At 47.3% G+C, this 21,252-nt stretch carries 19 protein-coding genes; 8 read left to right on the forward strand and 11 right to left on the reverse strand.

From position 1 onward, the window contains the following. The first annotated feature begins 53 nt into the window (after positions 1-53). The 3 genes from ACWGXJ_RS23900 to ACWGXJ_RS23910 all read left to right on the forward strand — a co-directional run bounded on the left by ACWGXJ_RS23900 (position 54) and on the right by ACWGXJ_RS23910 (position 3,651). Entirely contained in the window at positions 54-1,229 is a 1,176-nt protein-coding gene (locus ACWGXJ_RS23900) for an AGE family epimerase/isomerase (protein WP_452567721.1), read from the forward strand. Next, entirely contained in the window at positions 1,226-2,425 is a 1,200-nt protein-coding gene (locus ACWGXJ_RS23905; RefSeq protein ID WP_250260144.1) for a glycoside hydrolase family 130 protein, read from the forward strand. Before ACWGXJ_RS23900 ends, ACWGXJ_RS23905 begins: the two co-directional genes overlap by 4 nt. Before the next feature lie 212 nt (positions 2,426-2,637). Next, the gene (locus tag ACWGXJ_RS23910; RefSeq protein WP_235306647.1) at positions 2,638-3,651 is read left to right on the forward strand and encodes a substrate-binding domain-containing protein; all 1,014 of its coding nucleotides are present in this window, start codon (positions 2,638-2,640) and stop codon (positions 3,649-3,651) included. A 155-nt stretch (positions 3,652-3,806) separates the two neighbouring features. Here ACWGXJ_RS23910 and ACWGXJ_RS23915 read toward each other — a convergent pair whose 3' ends face one another. Next, positions 3,807-4,019, reverse strand: a complete 213-nt coding sequence (locus ACWGXJ_RS23915) for a cold-shock protein (RefSeq protein WP_025721956.1) — start codon at positions 4,017-4,019, stop codon at positions 3,807-3,809. A 119-nt stretch (positions 4,020-4,138) separates the two neighbouring features. After that, positions 4,139-4,654 (reverse strand): DUF2179 domain-containing protein, encoded by a 516-nt coding sequence (locus ACWGXJ_RS23920; protein WP_023990890.1) that lies wholly within the window; start codon positions 4,652-4,654, stop codon positions 4,139-4,141. Between the two features lie 156 nt (positions 4,655-4,810). Here ACWGXJ_RS23920 and ACWGXJ_RS23925 point away from each other — a divergent pair, with 156 nt between their 5' ends. Next, positions 4,811-4,987, forward strand: coding sequence for a CsbD family protein (locus ACWGXJ_RS23925; RefSeq protein ID WP_013312524.1), 177 nt, complete (start codon positions 4,811-4,813; stop codon positions 4,985-4,987). Positions 4,988-5,242: 255 nt separating this feature from the next. Continuing rightward, positions 5,243-6,286, forward strand: a complete 1,044-nt coding sequence (locus ACWGXJ_RS23930; RefSeq protein WP_452567722.1) for a stalk domain-containing protein — start codon at positions 5,243-5,245, stop codon at positions 6,284-6,286. A 79-nt stretch (positions 6,287-6,365) separates the two neighbouring features. Here the strand turns inward: ACWGXJ_RS23930 and ACWGXJ_RS23935 are convergent, their stop codons facing one another. Next, entirely contained in the window at positions 6,366-7,163 is a 798-nt protein-coding gene (locus ACWGXJ_RS23935) for a copper amine oxidase N-terminal domain-containing protein (protein WP_452567723.1), read from the reverse strand. A gap of 244 nt (positions 7,164-7,407) precedes the next feature. Here ACWGXJ_RS23935 and ACWGXJ_RS23940 point away from each other — a divergent pair, with 244 nt between their 5' ends. After that, on the forward strand, positions 7,408-9,957 hold the full coding sequence (locus ACWGXJ_RS23940; RefSeq protein WP_452567724.1) for a LamG-like jellyroll fold domain-containing protein: 2,550 nt from the start codon (positions 7,408-7,410) through the stop codon (positions 9,955-9,957). A 110-nt stretch (positions 9,958-10,067) separates the two neighbouring features. Here ACWGXJ_RS23940 and ACWGXJ_RS23945 read toward each other — a convergent pair whose 3' ends face one another. Next, positions 10,068-11,249: an NAD(P)/FAD-dependent oxidoreductase gene (locus ACWGXJ_RS23945; protein ID WP_061829474.1), complete on the reverse strand. Its 1,182-nt coding sequence runs from the start codon at positions 11,247-11,249 to the stop codon at positions 10,068-10,070. Between the two features lie 27 nt (positions 11,250-11,276). Further along, positions 11,277-11,708 carry a DUF1641 domain-containing protein gene (locus tag ACWGXJ_RS23950; RefSeq protein ID WP_013312528.1) on the reverse strand — a complete coding sequence of 144 codons (432 nt, stop codon included), beginning with the start codon at positions 11,706-11,708 and terminating at the stop codon, positions 11,277-11,279. Between the two features lie 501 nt (positions 11,709-12,209). On the opposite strand from ACWGXJ_RS23950, the gene ACWGXJ_RS23955 reads away from it, so the two are divergent. Beyond that, positions 12,210-12,605: a rhodanese-like domain-containing protein gene (locus ACWGXJ_RS23955; RefSeq protein WP_452567948.1), complete on the forward strand. Its 396-nt coding sequence runs from the start codon at positions 12,210-12,212 to the stop codon at positions 12,603-12,605. Positions 12,606-12,629: 24 nt separating this feature from the next. On the opposite strand, the gene ACWGXJ_RS23960 is transcribed toward ACWGXJ_RS23955, so the two are convergent. After that, positions 12,630-13,457: an HNH endonuclease gene (locus ACWGXJ_RS23960; protein WP_452567725.1), complete on the reverse strand. Its 828-nt coding sequence runs from the start codon at positions 13,455-13,457 to the stop codon at positions 12,630-12,632. A 263-nt stretch (positions 13,458-13,720) separates the two neighbouring features. Between ACWGXJ_RS23960 and ACWGXJ_RS23965 the strand changes: the two genes are divergently transcribed. Beyond that, entirely contained in the window at positions 13,721-15,217 is a 1,497-nt protein-coding gene (locus ACWGXJ_RS23965) for an alpha-amylase (RefSeq protein WP_440723242.1), read from the forward strand. Positions 15,218-15,281: 64 nt separating this feature from the next. Here ACWGXJ_RS23965 and gpmA read toward each other — a convergent pair whose 3' ends face one another. The 5 genes from gpmA to ACWGXJ_RS23990 form a co-directional block, all read right to left on the reverse strand. Beyond that, complete coding sequence (gene gpmA / locus ACWGXJ_RS23970) at positions 15,282-16,031, reverse strand: 2,3-diphosphoglycerate-dependent phosphoglycerate mutase (RefSeq protein WP_440723241.1); 750 nt, start codon at positions 16,029-16,031, stop codon at positions 15,282-15,284. 134 nt (positions 16,032-16,165) lie between these two features. Beyond that, the gene (locus ACWGXJ_RS23975; protein ID WP_452567726.1) at positions 16,166-16,906 is read right to left on the reverse strand and encodes a Bax inhibitor-1/YccA family protein; all 741 of its coding nucleotides are present in this window, start codon (positions 16,904-16,906) and stop codon (positions 16,166-16,168) included. Between the two features lie 146 nt (positions 16,907-17,052). After that, positions 17,053-17,340 (reverse strand): hypothetical protein, encoded by a 288-nt coding sequence (locus tag ACWGXJ_RS23980; RefSeq protein WP_069290641.1) that lies wholly within the window; start codon positions 17,338-17,340, stop codon positions 17,053-17,055. 242 nt (positions 17,341-17,582) lie between these two features. Continuing rightward, the gene (locus tag ACWGXJ_RS23985) at positions 17,583-19,877 is read right to left on the reverse strand and encodes a glycoside hydrolase family 2 protein (protein ID WP_452567727.1); all 2,295 of its coding nucleotides are present in this window, start codon (positions 19,875-19,877) and stop codon (positions 17,583-17,585) included. A 199-nt stretch (positions 19,878-20,076) separates the two neighbouring features. Further along, on the reverse strand, positions 20,077-21,141 hold the full coding sequence (locus ACWGXJ_RS23990) for a LacI family DNA-binding transcriptional regulator (protein ID WP_250260137.1): 1,065 nt from the start codon (positions 21,139-21,141) through the stop codon (positions 20,077-20,079). Positions 21,142-21,252: the final 111 nt, after the last annotated feature.

Here is a 21,252-nt window from a genome sequence, read left to right on the forward strand (position 1 = left end):
CTGTAAAGTTAACGATAACCTAATAATTCATTTTCCGAAGGAGGCTTTGTCTCTTGGAAACATTACTGGACGAAATTAGACAGGAATGGAAGGAACACATACTCCCATTCTGGCTCGGACTGAAGGATGAGACACACGGTGGGTTTTACGGCGAGGTGGACATGGATCTGCACATTCATAACCAAGCCAATAAAGGCGGGATTGCCACTGCACGGCTACTCTGGTCATTCTCGGCGGCTGCCCGTGTAACAGGGGAAGATACCTATGCAGAAGCCGCACGACATGCATTCACATTCCTGCGGGATCACCTGCTTGATCCATTACATGGAGGAATGTACTGGATGGTGGACTACACCGGGCAACCCGTGGACACGTGCAAGCATGTATACGCGCAGGCATTCGCGATCTATGCGATAGCAGAGTATGCACGTGCCACAGACGACCCGAATGCATTACCACTAGCTATGGAGCTGTTCCACCTACTGGAGCAAAAAGGATATGATCCCACCCGGCAGGCATACGGCGAACAATATGACCGCTCGTGGAACATGCAGCCTAATGAGCTACTCAGCGAAAATGGGGTTACCGCGCATATCACCATGAATACGCATATTCATGTTTTGGAGGCGTACACCCAATTGCTGCGCGTCTGGCCAAATGAAGAGGTTCGAGATGCACTGACGAACGTACTGGATATTTTATATCATCGTGTTTACGATGCCTCTGCCCGACGACTGGGGGTATTTTTCGACCGTGAATGGCGCTCTCTGCTTGACCTGACCTCATATGGTCACGACATCGAAGCCAGCTGGTTGATTGAGGACGCTATGAATGTGCTGGGTTATTACCCGTCAGAATACGTGGATATGGTAATGGATATTGCCAATGCGGTAGCAGAGCGAGCTGTTCAGCCAGACGGATCGCTCATCAATGAGCGGGAAGGAGAGCGGGTAGACACCTCACGTATCTGGTGGGTACAGGCCGAGGGAATGGTTGGTTTTTATAATGCGTTTCAACGTACAAAAGACGAACGTTTTTTGCAAATTGTGAAAAATCTATGGTCCTATACCCGGCAACATATCATCGATCCGCGCCCCGGAGGCGAATGGTTCTGGTCAGTTCAAGCGGATGGTAAGCCTGATGCGAGAGAGATTGCAGGACCCTGGAAGTGCCCTTATCACAACAGCCGATTTTGCATAGAAATGCTAGAAAGGATGGAAAACCAATGATCCATAGCAAATATAATGAGCTGCGGTTGCAGCAAGAGGAACTGATTACACGCCCCAATGAGGTTAAAACTACCTTTTATAATGGTATCTACGAACGCTACATCTACCCAGTGCTCACACGCCATCATGTTCCACTTCACTGGCGGTTTGATCTGGATGCGCAAACCAATCCCTTTTTCATGGAGCGGCTGGGTGTAAATGCGGCATTGAATCCAGGGGCGATCTATCATGAAGGAAAATACATTCTTGTTTCGCGCACAGAGGGACTGGATCGAAAGTCATTTTTTGCTTTGGCAGAGAGCGATAACGGCATTGATCAATTTCGATTCATTGACGCTCCCCTCGTATGGGAGGATATCGACCCGGAAGAAACAAATATGTACGATATGCGATTGGTAAAGCATGAGGACGGCTGGATTTACGGTATTTATTGCTCGGAAAAAAAGGACCCTGACGCACCACCCCACGATACCTCCAGTGCTGTCGCTCAGGCCGGACTGGTCCGCACTCGTGACCTTCGTACATGGACCCGGCTTCCCAACATCACTACCCAGTCCCCACAGCAGCGCAACGTTGTCCTGCACCCTGAATTTGTGGACGGTCAATATGCCTTCTATACTCGTCCCCAGGACGGGTTTATTTCCACCGGTTCAGGCGGAGGCATCGCCTTCGGCCTGTGCAAAGATATTACACAACCCGTGATTGAACACGAAACCGTCATTGATGAGCGTTGTTATCATACGGTGTACGAAGCCAAGAACGGACAGGGGCCTGCCCCGATCAAGACCAGTCGCGGCTGGATTCATATCGCTCACGGGGTACGCAATACAGCCGCCGGGCTGCGGTATGTGCTGTATACCTTTGCCACCAGTCTGGAAGACCCTACGCGCGTCATTGCTAAGCCCGGCGGGCACTTTCTGGCTCCTTATGATGAGGAACGCGTGGGCGACGTTTCGAATGTTATTTTTTGCAACGGGGCTGTTGTTAACGAGCAAGATGAAGTCTTTATTTACTACGCGTCCAGCGATACCCGTATTCACGTAGCGACGACCACCATCGCTCGACTGGAGGACTACACCTTCAATACACCATCCGATCCCTTGCGCTCTCTCGGCAGCGCCGCTGTTCGCCGCGAGTTAATTCATCACAATGAAGCGCTATTGCAAGCACACTCCCGTCCTTCCCAGCGGACATAAGCCGCAGGCTTTATCCTACTTGCGGAACCATGTATACTATCCATAGAACAACTGTTACCCGCAGGCTAACAGTTGTTCTATGGGCAGCCATGCTGCTAAGTTTTTTGGATTTTACAGGCGGCTAAGCTACGGATATATTCCCCAGCATTTTGCATCCATTCTCTGGATTAGGCAAAATGCTTATCTTTTTAAAATTGGAAGGCGGAACAGGAATGAAGAGCAACGTTACGATGCGGGATATTGCAGATAAGCTGGGAGTAAGCAGCGTGACCGTGTCGAAGGCGCTCAATGACAAGGATGGGGTTAGCGAGGAGCTAAAAGAGCGTATTAAGACGCTCGCGGGCGAAATGGGTTATCGTTTCAATACCGTTGCCAAGTCCATGAAGGAGGGCCTCACCTATAACATTGGTGTTGTCATCCCTGAACGTTTTACTGGCCCCGGCCAATCGTTTTATCTGCACATCTACCAGCAAATTTCACGGGCACTGGAGCCATACGGCTACTATGGCATCCTTCACATCCTTCATCGCGAAGATGAAGAACAGCTTAATCTGCCACGTATCTATTACGACCGCAAGGTGGACGGCTTCATTCTCCTGGGTCAAGTGAGCAAGCCATATATCGAGCTGGTACAAACCATGGATCTACCCAAAATGTTTCTCGATTTTTATGATGAACATGCCGATATCGACTCCGTGGTGACGGATAATTTCTACGGAGCGTATGAGCTGACCAACTATTTGATCGCCCAGGGGCATCGTGATATTGCATATGTAGGCAATATCTATTCCACCAGTAGTATTCAGGATCGTTTCCTCGGCTACTATAAATCCTTGCTGGAGCACAGACTGCCCCTCCGTAACGAGTGGGTGCTCAGTGACCGGGACGACGAAGGTGCTTTTGTTGAAATGGAGCTGCCTCAGCCGCTACCGACTGCCTTTGTATGTAACTGCGATCAGGTCGCTCACAATCTGGTACACAAGCTCATTGGTCTAGGATACCGCGTGCCTGAGGACTGCTCTGTGGTCGGATTTGACAACGATGTATACGCCACTCTTATTGTTCCGCAACTGACCACGGTCGGCGTAGACATCGAGCAGATGGCACGTACCGCGATTGATTCGATGATGAAAAAAATAAGCCATCCCGGCGGCCGCTTTGGTCGAGTCCTCGTGCAGGGTCATATTGTATATCGTGATTCCGTACAGCCCATCCAGAGACCATAATCAACACACACCTTACTTGGGGACAGGTCACCCCTACCCCAATTTCCACAACCAAAAGCCGCTCAGCATGTCGCTGGAGCGGCTTTTGGCGTTCATAAATTCTGCAGTGTGATCATCGTACTCACTTTCAATGGTGGATTTTGCAAAATCCTGGATTAGGAGCGCTGGGCGACAAAGGAATTGCCCGCCCGATTGAGAATCGGCAGCATCCGCATTTCTTGCCCCATTGAGGCTTGGCAAAATGGACAAGCTGGCTCGTTCAAAAAGGTGAAATCCGTTCGCATCCAACCGTTGCAACCCTCGTTTGTACACGACCAAATAGCCGTATTTTCCTCTGGAATGATTTCCGGGGCCTGGCGTCTGTACATCTATATCCCCCCTCGGTTTTTATAGGGTAATATCCCCTGTCGGCTTACTGTTAATTCCCACCTGTGCGGGTATTAATATGCTCCAACCTCCAAAAAATATGCGCAATTTACCAAAATGTTTATTTACGGATAGCCTTAGTCCAGAAGCCGCCATGAAATTGCTTCGGCTCTACCGTAATGACAAAAGCCTTAGGGTCCAGCTCCAGAATGGACTGATACAGCTTATTCTGGTTTTTTCGTTTAGCCAAAATTTCCATTACCAGGCGCTCTCCATCACGTCCACTGCCCAGCCAGGCTGTAACGCCGTATCCTTTGTCCCGCAGCGCATTGGCAATTCCTCCATTGATCTCATTGCTGATCACCTTAACGGTGACATAACCGAGCGCTATTTTTTCCTCAATCCATGCTCCAATAAGAATGCCCAATGCATAGCCAATGGCGTATACTGCAAGACTTGCCACTTGATCCAGGTACTTAAGCACAACATTCAAGCCCAATACATAGACCGTAACTTCCACGGTGCTAATGAGCGCAGCAATGTACTTCTGTCCTTTCAGCGTCAGAATCATGCGCAGTGTATACGCCGATACGTAAATAATTTGAATAACGAGAATAAACAATAAAATTTTGAGCATGCGCTCACTCCCCACTTCACGTTCTGATTTAATCCGTATCCAACATTATACCCCCGTCTGTGATATACAGCCTCTGGTTTCGTATTACCCTCGCTCGGGTAATGACTAACTACAGCATGCTGAATGAAAGTTCGATCACATAAGGAGGGCTATAACATGAAGGATAACGGAACTAGCGATAAAATCAAAGGTAATGTGAACAAAGCCAAAGGTGAAATCAAGGACCAAATCGGGAACGCTACCGATAATAAGTCCCTTCAAGCCGAAGGCAAACTGGATAAGGCCAAAGGCCATCTTCAGGAAACAGCAGGCAAACTGAAGGACGGCAAATAATCCTGAATGGATAACCTCGACGCACTGTTTTACCAACAAGTCTCGCTGTCTTGTGCAGCGGGCTTGTTTTGTGTTGTTCGGATACTTTTGGAAAAACTTTTGCGCAAACAGGGCAACTTTTACGGTTGCTGTTGCGTCTAACCAATATAAGCACAACCCATAATGACTCTCCAAGCTGTTGGATTTTGTAGGCATTAATGTTACTCTAGTCTATGAACCAGGCTATAATTCTTAAATAAAGGGGTAGACCAACGAATGAAATCACTGAAATCTATCAAAAAACCTGTCATCATCACTGCCGTATCCGCCTTGGCCATATCCGGGGCTCTTTTCAGCCAATCCACATATGCCGCACAAGTGACTAAGCCGATCCAAGCAGTATATAACAATATTAAAATCATCTACAACGGAACCGAGGTTCCTTATGATGCCAAAACAGAACCGTTCCTGCTGGATGGCGTAACGTATATCCCACTGAAGCTGGCAGGTACAGCTTTGGATAAAAAGGTAACATGGGATGGCACAAACAAACGCGTAGTCATTGCCGACAACGGCGTTCCGATTGATCAGTCTACAGTTACGGCGTTGAACAACCAGATTACGACGCTGACTCAAGAGCTCAACACAGCGAAAGCAGCGAACACGACGAAAGACGCTACCATCGCTCAATTGCAAAAAGACAACCAGACGCTAAAAGATGAAGCAAGCAAAAATAGCTCTAGCTCCTTGAAGGATCTTCAAAAGAAGCTGAACGATGATCACAGCGATGCCTATAGCACCAACTCTGATATCACGTTGGATGGTAACAAAAGTGATATTACAGTAACCATCGAAATGACAAAATCCAGATGGGATGATCTATCCGACAGCAGAAAGGAAAGCTACCTGGAAGACATCGTTGAAGATATTTTGAAAGAGTATAAAGATGCTGATATTGAAGGCACAGTGAAAAACTCCAGTAATAGAGATAAACTGGCGACCTTTTCAACCAACAGCAGAGGCGATGTGACGATTAAAAAGGTAGCTTCTTCTCTGGATACAAGTACGATCCAACGTAACTTGTCCGATAGATATGGCACCTATAATGGGGTCGGCTTTGATTTCACAGTAAGAGGCGACAGCAGTGAAGCTATCGTCGAAGTTTATGTAAATTCGGATGACTGGAATAAAATGTCAAACAATCAAAAAAACAACCTGACAGACGGCGTTACTAATTATCTTAAAGACAGAGAGTCTGTATCCAAAGTCGTGGGATACGTACGCAATAAAGGAAACAGCAGTCAAATCATTACCTTCTAAGATTAATCTTTCAAAAAAAGAGACAAAGGCCCTTAAGCCTTTGTCTCTTTTTTATAATGTACAAGCAACATACATTCTACTACTTAATTAATCTGCCAACAGAAGTAATATATTTTATATAATCTTCATCCGCATTGGTTGTATCGATATTCATTCTATAAACCAAATTACCAGGACTGGTTATTTTAACTTTGTAAAACATACTGGGTTTAGAATAAGGATATACACTATAGGTCCCTTTGCTATAAACAATCATAGGATTAAAGTCAATTTGCTTGAAGGCGGGCGATAAGGCGCTCTTATACGTAGCATGAATATTCAATACACCTTGCCTTTGATCCCAGCCAAAGGAAATAAGATCAAATGCATTCGCATCAATGACTTGGGCCAAGTCTTGTCCCTTAAACCTCATAAGAACTGGGCTTTCCGTAAAGCTATCATGTCTTAGTTTCAATAAGCCACGTTTGGGATCCCATTCCATCTTCGCATCTGTATCCTTCAACAAAATGGATACCGGCAAAAACATCGCGTTGCTTTTTATGATGGGGACTGTGTCCATTGTCATCGGCTCACCGTTAACTGATATTTCGGGTGATCCAATCGTAGCCGTTACATTACGCCCCAACAGATCAACAGCAGCCGTCTTGTTCGCTGCATTATAAGTTACTTTGCCACCCAGTATATCCTCAGCCACTTGGAGCGGTATAAGCAGCCTTCCCTTCGTATCCACAAAGGGGGATGCAGGGTAGGTGTATAAAACGTAATGATCATTGACCTTCAAGTGTATGGGCGTATGAGCTTGAGCTGATGTCGAATTGGAGTGTACAGTAGCAAAACTTAGTACAATCATAAGGCAGACCAACAGTCTGATTTTCATTCATAATGCTCTCCTTTGTTAGCGTTTAGGTTAAAACAACAATTTGTTCAAGTAACAATTCTTACGACTTATTTTTTATAACTAGCTTATCCTCACAAAAACATAACGTCAACCATAATTTATAATTTTTACCTAATAGACAAGTGATTCATAAATACATTAATAATACTCATAAATATAAAGGTATTTAGCAATAAAAGCAGAATATATCACTGTATTCCAATTTAGAAAGGGGCAAATGTGTATGATGAGAAGTTTTGTTAAACGTAAGGTCAGGAAAAGTATTGCAATAACACTAACATTATTATTAGCAATCGCAAGCGCACCATTAGGTACAATGGACGCGGCGGTAACGGTGCCAGACCAGAACAATAAGCAGGATGCGCCAACCTTCTCTAATGTATCGGTTCATGACCCTTCCATTGTCAAAGACGGTGACACTTATTATGTATTTGGGTCACACATCTCTGCGGCGAAGTCAAAAGATCTTACAAACTGGACTTCTTTTGCAAACGGTTACACTACGCCTGGGAACACACTTTACGGGGACTTATCGAAGAATCTAGCTGGATCTTTCGCTTGGGCGGGTGAGAATGATGCGGACAGTAAGGGAGGATTCTCGGTATGGGCGCCCGATGTATTTTGGAATGAGCATTATGTCAATGAGGATGGGACAAAAGGGGCATATATGATTTATTATAGCGCATCTTCCACCTACATTCGTTCCGCGATCGGCATTGCAGTCGCACCCAAAATCGAGGGTCCATATCAATATGTGGATACCATTATACACACTGGTTTTACGAAAGAGACTGCATTCGATAAAGATAGCAAGGTAGATAAAAAGTGGACAAATACGCCGATTCAACAACTCATTAAGGAAGGCAAGCTTGAGGGCCCCAGACCGGGATGGTTTAATACCGATGGTTCTTATGCGAATCGGATGTTCCCAAATGCAATCGATGCAAGCGTTTTTTACGATGCAAACGGGCGCTTGTGGATGACGTATGGTTCATGGTCCGGGGGAATATTTTTACTCGAGCTAGATAAGGCAACTGGCAAACCCATGTACCCAGGTAAAGATGGAACTACGGAGGACGGCCGTCTGATTGATCGTTATTTTGGCACCAAGATCGCAGGTGGATACGGTGAGTCCGGGGAAGGTCCGTATATTGAATACAACCCAAAAACGGGTTATTACTATTTGTATGTAACCTACGGCGGTCTTGCAGCGGACGGAGGGTATAACATGAGGTTATTCCGTTCCAAGAGTCCGACAGGACCTTATAAGGATGCCAAAGGACAGAATGCTGTTTTGCCGGCAAACACCAAAAATACAACTTATGGCAACAAGTTGATAGGTAATTTCTTGTTCGATAGTAAAATAGGCGACCCCGGTACAGGCACTGGCTACGGCTATGTTTCCCCTGGACACAATTCTGTATACACCGATCCTGCTACTGGACAAATGTTTGTCGTCTTTCATACCCGATTCCCTCAGCAGGGGGAGACACATGAGCTGCGTATACACCAAATGTTTATGAATCAGGATGACTGGCCTGTCGTAGCCCCTTACCGTTACGGTGGCGAGACGCTAACAAAGCTGGATGAGAAACAATTCATTGGCGATTATCAATATATTAATCATGGCAGTGATTCTTCGGCTACGATCAAGAATACACAATTCATTCAGCTTAGAGCAGATCATACCATCGAAGGCGATGTGCAAGGAACATGGCGCAAGTCGGGAGATGCGAATATCCAATTAACACTGGATGGTGCTGTATTGGATGGGGTGTTCTTAAGACAATGGGATCAGGTTACGAATCAATACATCCTGGCGTTTACAGTTTTATCGAATAAAGGTGAAATGGCTTGGGGCAGTAAGCTCCCTGATATGACCGATACGACAGTAGTGGACAGTGTATATCGTGAGTTAGATATTGGCGATACAAGTCGGGTGACGGCTAGCCTGAATCTTCCGAAGGAAGGCAGTCGGCAAACCCGGATTACCTGGAAAACTTCAGACCAAAGCGTCATTACGGATACAGGTGAAATCAAGCGTCCAGGAATCGGAGAAAAGGCTGCATCTGCCACTTTGACGGCTACCATTACCAAAGGAGAACGTAGTCGGGACAAAGTTTTTAACATCACGGTATCCCCTTATGAGAAAGCAACATTGACTGCGTCATACACATTTGAAAATAATCTGGAGGATCAGCAGGATGCTTTTGCTAATGGCAAAGTTATCGGTGACCGAATCGATCGCCAGGGAGGAAGTGTATCCTACGCTGAAGGCGTAAAGGGCCAAGCTATAGTCCTTGATGGAAAGTCAGGCATTGCTCTACCTGAAGGACTCATATCCAGCTCAGCATATTCCGTGTCACTGTGGGTAAAACCAAGCGATTTGACGCTGCATACACCAACTTTCTTTGGAGCTATGGATAGTAACCACTGGATTAGCCTTCTGCCCAGAGGACCCGAGAAGGATAATACAATGGTCTGGTCCGGCAGCTCACTTTGGTATACCGGCAGTACTGGCCTAAAGATCAAAACAAATGAATGGACCCATCTCGCCTTCACTGTAGATCGTGGGGTGTTAGCCGTGTATGTGAATGGCGAGCTTCAATTTACCGGCTCAGGATTCCCAGATGTCTTTACCTCCAAATCTGGAACATTCAGCTTAGGTGTCAACTGGTGGGACCCTGCGTTCAAAGGATGTATTGATGAGCTGAGTATATTTGAAGGTGCGCTCCCCCCTGTACAAGTGGCAGAGTTAGCGAAGATGAAGTGAATTAAGACTAATGAATCGTAAGCAACTCTAGTGTCGTAAAGAAAAGCTACAAAAAAAGAGAGCGCTGAATAGCGCTCTCTTCCAATGAAACATATAAAATATAAAGAATATTAATAGGCCAATGCAAAAAGTCCTTTGATGTGGGACAAGTAACGGATGTTACTGCCTTCCTTCATCAAAGTAGCTACAGCGCCTTTCAGTTGGGTGCCATTCGCGCCTACAGTACCGATCGCGTCTGTTCTGCCCAAGCTGCCCAGTGTACCGGAGAATACTGGTGTAAAGCGTTCCATTTTCGCTCCGTTGAAATAAGCGAAGATGTTGTAACCAACTAATTCGCCCATTTGCCAAGCCAACTGTGCAGTTGGAGGGTATGGACGCTCGCCTTCACCCGGGAACACCACTGCGCTGTCGCCAGCGAGGAAGATGTCTTCGTGAGAAGTCGATTGCAGTGCACCATTCACAGTTGCGCGACCACGGTTTACTTCGATACCAGATGCGCCAACCAGTGCATTACCTTGTACGCCGCCTGTCCAGATCAGTGTGTTCGTTTTGATCGAACGTCCGTCTTTCAAGAGAACTTCGTCAGCTTTCATTTCTGTAATCGGAACACCCGCTACGATTTGAACGCCACGTTTTTCAAGGCTTGTTACTGCACGATCAACCAGTGGTTGAGGGAAGCCTGCCAAAATAGATGGTCCAGCTTCTACGCAATACAAGTTGATATCTTCGTAGTTAATACCTTTTTCGCGACAAATTACAGGCAATTTGTCAGCATATTCACCCACCAGCTCAACGCCTGTCAGACCGCCACCACCGATAACGATTGTAGCGTCTGCTTGGTTACCGGATTGCTTGTAAGCATCCAGACGAGCTTCCACATGTGCGCGAATGCGATTGGCTTCTGCCACTGATTTCAGCGTGAAGCTATGCTCTTGCAGTCCTGGAATACCGAAGTAAGCCGTTTCGCTGCCCAGGGAAATAACGAGAGCGTCATAGCTCAACGTAGCGCCACTGGCCAAGGTTACTTTTTTATCGTCAGGCTTGATTTCGGAAACAGTATCCACTTTCAGGATAATTTCTTTGTTACGCAGCAGTTTTTCCAAAGGAAGCGCAACAGCTTTTTCGGCAATTGTACCTGCCGCCAAACGGTGCAGTTCCGTAATAATTTGGTGCGACGCAAAGCGGTTAACCACTGTAATGGTTGCTTGGCTAGCGTCCATATGCTGGCGTGCTGTAAGAGCGGCTAGCAATCCGCCGTACCCGCCGCCCAAGATCAAAATTTGCTTCGACATGTCCATCCTCCGTTCTCGATCAGGTAATTATTTGCTTTCGCGTTGGCGCTCATTCAGAATATCCAGGAAAGCCTGGCTGAAACGCAGCGTTTTTTGTACATTCGGATCTTTAAGCATTTTGAGCAGGCCAAACAGACCTACACTGCCGTCCGTAGTTTGTACACGGTCATTTGCTTCAATTGCAGCAGAAGCCAATCCTTTAGCCGAATCTGTAACAGGCTTCACAAACTCTCCCATGGAGCTTTTCATATCTCCGATAAAGACAGGGTCAGTCGCCAGACTGCGAGCTACATCATAAGCGTCGGTCATCAAAGTAACCATCTCAGTCAACTTGGGCAGATTTTCTACCAGCACGGTCAGCGATTGCTGAACCTCCGGTTTCATCAATTGGTCCAATACATCCCGAGACTCTTTGGTAGCTTCCTGTGTTACTGCCACCTCTTGTTGGTTTTCAGACATGCGTGAACGTCCTCCTTTACTGTGAAAATAGAAGTCCATTCCTTTCTCGTAACCTGTATCCATAAACTCTAGCAATAAAACGTTCATCGAATTCACGCCCTTAAACATGCAAGAAGCACAGCTAAAACCGGCCTATACCCTACAGGGCAAGACTGATTTATCGCAGATGCCAATTGTATATTGCTCAGACGGTATTCTGTTGTTACTGCTGCGGAATATTCCACGAAGCGCTCCTTCGTGACTACAACAGGCCGAAACGGAACCCTATACCTCTATATTACACCTTTCACGACACAATCGTCGAAGAAATTTTAAATTTGCACAAATTTCTGCAAAATTTTTATTGTTATTTTAGATAAAAATTAGAATAAGCTCGATTTTTGTCCAAGTTTCCCTTAAAAGAAGGGTCATCTTATGCTAGAGGAGGGTAATAAAGAGAGTGAGTTTTAGTTCGATAATATGAAAATAACACAAAATATATTCATACGGAGGTTTTAAATGATGGCTAAAACATTTGGAGATATGGTTCAAGAAGCGAGGCAGCACGTTAAGGGCATTGATTCACAGGAGGCACGTCAGCGAATGGAGGCAAATCCAGATACATTCGTTATCGATGTACAGGACTCCCATGATGCAGGCGCTTGCGGCCTGATTCGTGGAAGCGCCAATATTTCATTGGGCATGCTGCCCATCCGCGCTGACTTGGAGGTTCCACAGGATTTGCGTGACGAACGTCTACGTGACCGCAACCGCCCGATTATCACCACTTGTGGGGCAGGCGGACAAGCTGCATTGGCAGCTTATACACTCCAGCAGATGGGCTTTACCAATGTAGCTTTTATCGAAGGCGGAACAACAGCCTGGAAGGAATCCGGCTTTGAAGTAGAACTGTACTAAGGGACCTACGCTCCAAGAATCGCCCTACGTACGTAGGGTGCCTTCAGAAGCATCAGGATTATCAGGTGCCTCGAAATCTTCAGGAGACGGCTGCGGTACACCAGACTCAATGAACTCATCTACATCACGGGCAGCCTTAACTTGATTGCATTCATTGCAAGCACATACACAATTGACCGGCGTCGTGTGCCCCCCTTTTGCCCGAGGCAGTAAATGATCAATCGTGTCACCGTAGCCCCCGCAAAAAAAGCAAGTATAACGGTCACGCTTAAGCACATATTGACGAAATTCCTTGTTGCTATACAGTCTGCGCACAGTGTATGGATTAACAATCACCGCCATACGCTCTCTGACCAGGGTCATGGCCAGATCAAGCTCAATCTCTTGATGCCAGCGTCTCCCCTGGTCGGTTTTGCCTCTTAGCCGAATCATGCCATTGCGATTGAGCCGCAACGCCCGGGTATCCGCAGGCTTCAGCCTGCTAAGCAGATGCCGAACCCGTTGCCGGTGGCGCTCACGCGCTTTGTCCGTGACCGGCTTCCTGCGGGGGTGTTGTGCCTCCATAGGTAGCGACGCCTCCAGGCTATGCGCAGCCGTATTTGCTTCAAGGCTATGCTGCGTCACGGGAGCAGCCGAGGGATTTGTTTCCTCGCCGGAGGGAGCGGACGTAGCCGCACGTTCTTGTGGGGCCAATCCTCGGCAGGAACGGCAAGGACCACGCCGGGAATAAGGACCAGCCCGGCGACCCGTTCTGCGCTGAAAGTCCGTTAAAGGTTTCATCTCCTGACAATACGTACATTTTTTAATCAGCGGTTTGCTCGCTTCATCCTTGTTCTGCTGCGGTTCTGTCACGTCCACTCCTCCTTTCCTCTGTTGCTCGCGCTTCACAGTTTGCCCAAAACCCGAACTATTGTTAAGTTAGATTCATTTTACCGTTTTCACGTTCTCTTTTCTAGCTACCCGAGTCGTTGTGAACACTCAGGTATAACAAATTTTAATGATTCAGCATACGTTATACAGCGATCCTTGTTCTTCACTCAGCATCATATTGACCGTCTGACGTTTAGCCCCCCTCACTTGGTGGGTAACTTGTTATATATGAAGGAGGGACGTACATGAAAAGGAACCATACGATGATGCAATTTTTCGAGTGGAATGTCGAAGCTGACGGTTCTCACTGGAAAAAGCTTACCCGCCTGGCGCCGGAACTGAAGGCCAAAGGAATTGACGCGATATGGATTCCACCTGTCACCAAAGGCCAATCGCCCGAGGATACGGGATACGGCGTCTATGACCTTTATGATCTGGGCGAATTTGACCAAAAAGGTGCGGTGCGCACCAAATACGGAACCAGGGAAGACCTGCTGGAGGCTGTTGCCGCCTGTGTTCGCCACGGCGTGGCCGTCTATGTCGATCTGGTCATGAATCATAAGGCCGGCGCGGATGAAACTGAAGTATTCAAGGTCGTCGAGGTTAACCCGGATAACCGCAATGAAGTCATTTCCGAGCCCTTTGATATCGAAGGCTGGACTAAATTTACGTTCCCCGGCCGTCAAGGTCAGTATTCCACATTTCAATGGAACTTTGAACATTTTAACGGAACCGATTACGATGCAAGCCATGACCGGACAGGAATCTATCGTATTTTAGGTAAAAACAAAAGCTGGAGCGAAAATGTAGATGATGAATTCGGCAATTATGATTATTTAATGTTCGCCAATATTGACTATAATCATCAGGATGTGCGCAAAGAGATGATCCGTTGGGGGAAATGGCTGATAGATACTCTGCAATGCAACGGATTCCGTCTGGATGCAATCAAGCATATTAATCATGAATTTGTACGAGAGTTTGCTACAGAAATGATTAAAAAACGCGGGCAGGATTTTTATATGGTAGGCGAGTTTTGGAAACCGGATCTGGAATCGTGTCAAAAGTTCCTGGATACCATTGATTATAAAATCGACCTGTTTGACGTATCCCTCCACTACAAACTACATAGCGCTTCCTTGGGTGGCAAGGATTTCGATTTAAGCACCATTTTCGAGGATACGCTTGTTCATACCCATCCCCTGAACTCGGTTACTTTTGTCGATAATCATGATTCACAGCCGCATGAAGCGCTCGAATCCTGGGTGGAGGACTGGTTCAAGCCTAGCGCCTATGCACTCATCTTGCTGCGCAAGGACGGTTATCCCTGTGTGTTCTACGGCGATTACTACGGTATCCAGGGGCAAACGCCCGTGAAAGGCAAGCAGGCTGAGCTAGACCCGCTTCTATATGCCCGGTACCATAAAGCTTATGGTGAGCAAAAAGATTATTTCGATGATCCCCATACGATTGGATGGGTTCGTCAAGGCGTGCCTGAGCTGGAAGGCTCCGGATGTGCTGTGGTGATCACCAACGCAAATGACGGAGAAAAGCGCATGTTCGTAGGCAAACAACGTGCAGGGGAAGAATGGATGGATTTGACCGGACATCACGATCATACCGTAAAGATTGAGCAGGATGGCTACGGCATATTTCCCGTTCGTGCCGGCAGTGTATCGGTGTGGGCACTTCCCGCAGAGGAAGACAGCCAGGAAACAGAAGAAGAGGAAGCAAACGCTTAATCTATACCCAACACAAAGAGGACAGGATGCGAGGAAGCGCCCTGTCCTCTTTGTGTATGGAAAGTCACTCCGTTACCTTGCTTTGGTTGGCCACGGCCTGCTTCTTAGCCTCTACATGACTCGGATCACCGAGATAAAAACGCCGGATGGGATCTATATGCTCATCCAGCTCGTACACCAGTGGAATGCCTGTCGGAATATTCAAATCCAGCAATGCGGTTTCGTCCAGATTCTCCATATACTTGATTAAAGCCCGCAAAGTGTTACCATGTGCAGAAATGATAACTCGATCCTTTTTGAGAATCAAAGGTACAATCCGCTGCTTCCAAAACTCACCGACCCGATGCACGGTGTCCTCCAGGCTTTCCCCAAGTGGCAGCTCTTCTGGCTTAATATTGCGATAACGCTCTTCCCGATGCGGACTCCGCTCGTCCTTCTCATCCAGCATAGGGGGCCGCACCGTCAGACTACGCCGCCAGATATGAACCTGCTCCTCGCCGTATTGCACGGCGGAATCCAGCTTGCTAAGCCCCTGAAGGGCACCATAATGGCGTTCATTCAACTTCCATGACTTCTGCACAGGTATCCACAGATGATCCAGCTCATCCAAGATATGATACAGCGTGCGGATAGAACGTTTTAGCACAGAGGCAAATGCCAAATCAAACGTATATCCAGCCTCCTTGAGAATGCGTCCCGCCTCAACGGCCTCATGAGTCCCCTGTTCAGTCAGGTCCACGTCCGTCCAGCCTGTGAACAGGTTTTGTCGGTTATACACGCTCTGTCCATGCCTAACCAGCACCACTTGATACATGCACTCACTCCTCTCCTGTCTGTCTTTATGTTTTACCCAACTTCTATGTATTTAACGTAAAATGCAATTTTTAAACCGTCTATTTAATACAAAAAAGGACGGCATTCAGCCATCCTTTTCTTCTCACCCTGCACTTAGTCCCTCTTACTGAATTTGGCCAACAGATCCAAAATCCGTACATACAGCCATACTAGAGTCACCAGCAATGCAAAAGCACCATACCATTCCATATATTTGGGTGCGCCTTGATCTGCTTGCTCTTCAATAAAATTGAAATCAACCAGCAGATTCAAAGCCGCAATGATCACGATAAATAAGCTAATGCCAATACCCAGCCAACCTGTTTCATGGATATAGGGAACATTCATACCGAAAAAGTTCATAATAAAATCAACCAGCGTCACCAGAAAAATCGCCATCGTACACAGGACCACGAATGAGATAAAGCCGCGTGTCACCTTGATGATTCGCTGCGTGTACATAAAGAGCATCAAGAACAAGATACCCACGGTCAGCAAAATGGCATTGGCTACAATTCCAGGGTACTCATACTCCATAAAAGCTGAAACGCCACCCAAAGCAAAACCACTCAGAATCGCATATACAGGAGAGAGTAATGGAGCCGTTTTGGGGAAAAAGGATATCGCAAGTGCTACGCCTGCCATACCAATAAAGCCTGCCGTCAGCAAGGATAGCACCTCTACGGTTCCTTCGTAGGTCATGTACCAGGTAATACTTCCAGAGACGATGAGCAGAACCAGCAGAAGCAACGTTTTGTTCACCGTTCCTCCAATGGTCATGCGTTGTTCACTAGCTTCTCTTTCATCTTCGCGCAAAAAGATGTCATCACGTAAAACCGGATTGCTAAAGCTCATACAGGGTACTCCTTTTCGATGTTGTTGTTTGCTATGCTATATGTATATATCGGCACAACATGAAAAAAGTTTCAGAAAATTTCAAACAAAAAACTCTAACCTTGCCACATGGCAAAGCTAGAGTTAGAGGATCAGGTCGTTACAGGTTAAAGATCAGCTGTCGCAATCTGAATCGTACCAAATGTGCCTCCGGCCGCGCTAGTCAATAAACCAGCTACCAGCAATAAGGCAACTTCCACCGTAAGACTAGTGAATGCAGGGATCGTATAGGTAATCACAGGCGCATTGACAACAGTAAGGACAAGATCAATCGGAAAGGGACCGTTATTATTAACGGTTACTGCTGCATCTGCACCACCACGCAAATTTTCATAATACGATTTGCCGATACCAGCCGCTATCGTAAAGTTTTGTTGAGGTAAAAGAATCGCCATAGTTTTCACCTCCCTTGCGTTTGATAGTGTATTCTATGCTTCCAATCTACGAGCGTAACGTTAAGTGACTCAGTAATAAGACACAATTCGAAAGACTTATAGATTAACGTACCCTAACCTATGCTAAAAAGGAGTTGCCCTCTCAGATTCTTTGCAGAATCTGCGGACAACTCCTTACTAAATAATAGAAGTATCAGACAGTATAAAAGCAGTTAGCAGGATTGTATGTTGCCTTTGCTTCCTTATTGCACGTCAATGCTCAATTCCTGCAAACCGAAACGAGAAGGCGCTGAAACCTTCACGCGGATATTGCCAGCCTCACCCTTTGTACGAATCCAGAATGCAATGCGTCCACCAATTAGGGATAAGCTTGAAGGACCGATCAATTCACCCACTCCCTCGACCTCCACCGAAACAGGATCTGTATAGAACGGCAGGGCATTGCCGTATTCGTCTAGAGCATCCACTACTACTCGGGTTACGTCCCAATCGCCAGCTTCCAGTACCATATCATCTGCAGCTACCCGTAGCTCTGTCGGCACCGGATTACGTGAATAGTATCTGCGGATCACTTCTTGCCCATCTACGTACCCAATGAATACAGCGTCTTCCCACTTCATGCCCCAGTGACCTGTCAACTCATCGATCACGACAGGAGGGTGAGGAAGCGCCGGGTACTTCTCTCGGTTCGGACGATAAATACCTTTGCGCTCATGACCGTAGATGAACTCCACCTCATCGCAATTGGTGAACACGACCAGCGGCACGATACCCCCGATATTCCGCTCGCCACGAGACCAGTAAGTGACCGGCTCCATAACGATTTCCTGTTCGACGTTCTTCTGGCTCCGGTACACACTGGCTGCAAATTTAGGCAGGCGGAACATATCCATGACACCGTGGTAGCAGATTTTATCACCGGAACCAAAATCAGCATGCGTGTTATAGTCAAAAGCACACCAGCCAATCGCTCCGGCAATGCCCTCATCGGCATAAGAAGCATTTTGGACCCGCGTATGGCGCAGTGCATGCTCCATTACCCGTTCCTCCTGGTCAAAACGCTTGGTCGGGTACATATGCCCGTTATATTCCGTTACCAGATAAGGGACTGGATGATCCAGCTTTGTAACGAGAGACGGCTGGCGCAAGCCTGTCGTTTCGCCATCTACGCCTTCTGTATCGTCATACGTATCAAAATTGCGGATTTCCTTCGCCAAATATTTTTTGTGCCCACCATCATGAACAAAATCATTTATCGTATATACATCTTCCAGCAGCTCACTGCCTACAATATAACGCACACCACCCGTAGCACGGGTCGGATCTAGTTTTCGTGCCAGCTCATTGGTACGCGTGTACAGATCATGGTCATCCTGCGACTCATTAATTCGTACGCCCCAGATTACAATGGAGGGATGATTACGATCACGGATAATCATGTCCTCTACGTCCCTCACCGCCTGCTCCTTCCACGCTTCACCGCCAATATGCTGCCAACCCGGAATCTCTTCGAAAACGAGCAATCCAATCTCATCACAGCGGTCTAGAAAATGACGGGACTGAGGGTAGTGGGATGTCCGTACCATATTCAGCCCCAGCTCCTCCTTGAGCACATCTGCATCACGACGCTGCGCTCTTTTGGGCATAGCATAGCCAACGTACGGATAGGACTGGTGACGGTTCAGGCCGAGCAGCTTGATCTTCCGCCCGTTCAAGTAAAAACCGTCCGGCTGAAATTCAGCCTCGCGGAAGCCAAAGCGCACGGTCATCTGATCCAGTTCTTCTCCGCCTCGTAGCAGCGTCAGCTTCGCTTCATACAGCTTGGGATCATCTATATCCCATAGCCGCAGGCCGCCCAGCTCTTTCAGCTCCAGCGTTACTTCCGCCGCCGTCACCGCTGCCAGCTCGGTCTCCGCCTTCACGCTCGCTCCGTCCAGCAATTGCAGCGCGACCGTCAAGTCGTCCTGCTGATCGCCGATGCCCTCCAGCTCCACGACCACACGCACCGCCTTATTTGCCGCAAGCGGCTCCGGTGTCTGAATGAATATCGTTCCAAGGTGTACAGGCTCCACTATTCGCAGCTGCACTTCGCGGTAAATACCGCCATAGGTCAGATAGTCAATGACTGCCCCAAAGGGAGGGATGTCGTCCCGTTCCGTGGAATCGACAATGACTGTGAGCACATTGGAGCCGCCATACTCGGCAAGTTCGGTCAATTCAACACTGAACGGTGTATATCCACCTTTATGCTCCCCCGCTTTTACCCCGTTTAGATATACCTGGGCATAGGTCATGACTCCTTCAAAATCAACATACACTCGCTTACCTTTGGCATCTGCCGGAATGTTCAGCTCTCTTTTATACGTAGAAATAAACTGAAATGCCTTGTCGTCAAAATAATTATACGGAAGCTCTACATTGGTGTGCGGCAGCTGAATTGGCTCATACCGACCTGCATCAATGCCTGCGCTTATTTCGCTCTCGACATATTCAGGAAGGTAAAACCATTGGTCATTCAACGGCAAAATGGTACGCATGGGTAGTCACCTCAACCTTTTATTTTCCACTCTTATACCATAGTAAAATATTTAAGTAAAAATGACGAGTAAAACTTAGTAAAATAAATATATGTTCAATGTAAGCATTTCCAAGACAATTGTCAATCCATTTTTGTATCTTTTTATAATCAAAAAACAGCCCCGGAAGGCGGGGCTGTCCAAATCCATAGCGTCGATTTTATTTGGCATCGGTATGCAGCGGCGCACTGCTGTTGCGAATCATTAGCTCGGTCGGAATGATGACCTTGCGCCCCACCTCGTTTGCACCGTTGCGTACTGTATGCAGCAAGAGCTGAACGCCCGTTTCTCCCATCAGTTCGGTATGCGTTTTGACTGTTGACAGAGATGGGGTCAAATATTCCGCTGTCGGAATATCATTGAAGCCAACAATTGAGATACGTTCCGGCACCGCAAGCTGATGCTGCTCCAGTGCCTTCAACACCCCAATAGCCACCGAATCGCTCGCGACAAAGAAGGCTGTAGGCAGGTTTTCTGGTCCTGCCAGAATAGCCGCTTCCATCGCACGGAAGCCGTCTGCCGCCGTTCCTCCGCACACATGAATATCATCCGACGTGCATAGCCTGTGCTGTTCCTGATACCGCAAAAACGTCTCATAGCGGGCATCTAGCTCGACTCGTTCGGAATCATGGGACTGCTCATCCTTGCCCATACCTACATATCCGATGTGGCGATGACCTGCGCCCATCAAATAATCCAGTGCATCAGCCGCAGCGTGAGCAAGGTCAATGACCACATAGTCTGCCCCTGTACGCTCTACCGGATGATCCAGAAAGACGCAAGGAATGGGCAGTCCCAGCATACGTTCTACCTCTTCGCTGCTAAAATGCCCCAGCACGATCAGTCCATGTAGCCCTTCGGATAATGCCTTCAGTGTAGTTAGGTCCTCTCTTCTGAAAATACGCTCCAGCTGCGCCCCACTTTGGCGGCACTCTTTTTCCACGCCAAACCGAATAGATAGATAATAAGGGTCTTCCAGTTCCTCGTACGCACTAAACCAGTGCACCATACCTAACCGGATGGGTCCCTCTGCCTTCTTGCGGGGCTGACGACCAATACCGCCATTTTTACGTTTAACCGTCGTATATTTCATGCGCTCGGCAACCTCAAAAATTTTACGCCGCGTTTCCTCTGATACAGACAGTGTTTCATCATAATTCAGCACTCGGGAGACCGTGGATATCGAAACCTCTGCCTCCTGGGCGATATCTTTTAACGTAGGCATTGCAGACTCCTTTAATCGTTTTACTCTATTTTTACTTTTATTTTACTATTATCTTACTCGTCTCCCCTGTGCAACACAACCCGTCATTCCTAAAAGGGTCAACCATTTTTT

The organism is Paenibacillus sp. S33 (assembly GCF_053615415.1).

Bases quoted from the DNA above. Each gene is read 5' to 3' on its own strand.
- ACWGXJ_RS23905 (WP_250260144.1), top strand. From the start codon at position 1,226: ATGATCCATAGCAAATATAATGAGCTGCGGTTGCAGCAAGAGGAACTG.
- ACWGXJ_RS23910 (WP_235306647.1), top strand. From the start codon at position 2,638: ATGAAGAGCAACGTTACGATGCGGGATATTGCAGATAAGCTGGGAGTA.
- ACWGXJ_RS23915 (WP_025721956.1), bottom strand. From the start codon at position 4,019: ATGTACAGACGCCAGGCCCCGGAAATCATTCCAGAGGAAAATACGGCT.
- ACWGXJ_RS23920 (WP_023990890.1), bottom strand. From the start codon at position 4,654: ATGCTCAAAATTTTATTGTTTATTCTCGTTATTCAAATTATTTACGTA.
- ACWGXJ_RS23925 (WP_013312524.1), top strand. From the start codon at position 4,811: ATGAAGGATAACGGAACTAGCGATAAAATCAAAGGTAATGTGAACAAA.
- ACWGXJ_RS23930 (WP_452567722.1), top strand. From the start codon at position 5,243: ATGAAATCACTGAAATCTATCAAAAAACCTGTCATCATCACTGCCGTA.
- ACWGXJ_RS23935 (WP_452567723.1), bottom strand. From the start codon at position 7,163: ATGAAAATCAGACTGTTGGTCTGCCTTATGATTGTACTAAGTTTTGCT.
- ACWGXJ_RS23940 (WP_452567724.1), top strand. From the start codon at position 7,408: ATGATGAGAAGTTTTGTTAAACGTAAGGTCAGGAAAAGTATTGCAATA.
- ACWGXJ_RS23945 (WP_061829474.1), bottom strand. From the start codon at position 11,249: ATGTCGAAGCAAATTTTGATCTTGGGCGGCGGGTACGGCGGATTGCTA.
- ACWGXJ_RS23950 (WP_013312528.1), bottom strand. From the start codon at position 11,708: ATGTCTGAAAACCAACAAGAGGTGGCAGTAACACAGGAAGCTACCAAA.
- ACWGXJ_RS23955 (WP_452567948.1), top strand. From the start codon at position 12,210: ATGGCTAAAACATTTGGAGATATGGTTCAAGAAGCGAGGCAGCACGTT.
- ACWGXJ_RS23965 (WP_440723242.1), top strand. From the start codon at position 13,721: ATGAAAAGGAACCATACGATGATGCAATTTTTCGAGTGGAATGTCGAA.
- gpmA (WP_440723241.1), bottom strand. From the start codon at position 16,031: ATGTATCAAGTGGTGCTGGTTAGGCATGGACAGAGCGTGTATAACCGA.
- ACWGXJ_RS23975 (WP_452567726.1), bottom strand. From the start codon at position 16,906: ATGAGCTTTAGCAATCCGGTTTTACGTGATGACATCTTTTTGCGCGAA.
- ACWGXJ_RS23980 (WP_069290641.1), bottom strand. From the start codon at position 17,340: ATGGCGATTCTTTTACCTCAACAAAACTTTACGATAGCGGCTGGTATC.
- ACWGXJ_RS23985 (WP_452567727.1), bottom strand. From the start codon at position 19,877: ATGCGTACCATTTTGCCGTTGAATGACCAATGGTTTTACCTTCCTGAA.
- ACWGXJ_RS23990 (WP_250260137.1), bottom strand. From the start codon at position 21,141: ATGCCTACGTTAAAAGATATCGCCCAGGAGGCAGAGGTTTCGATATCC.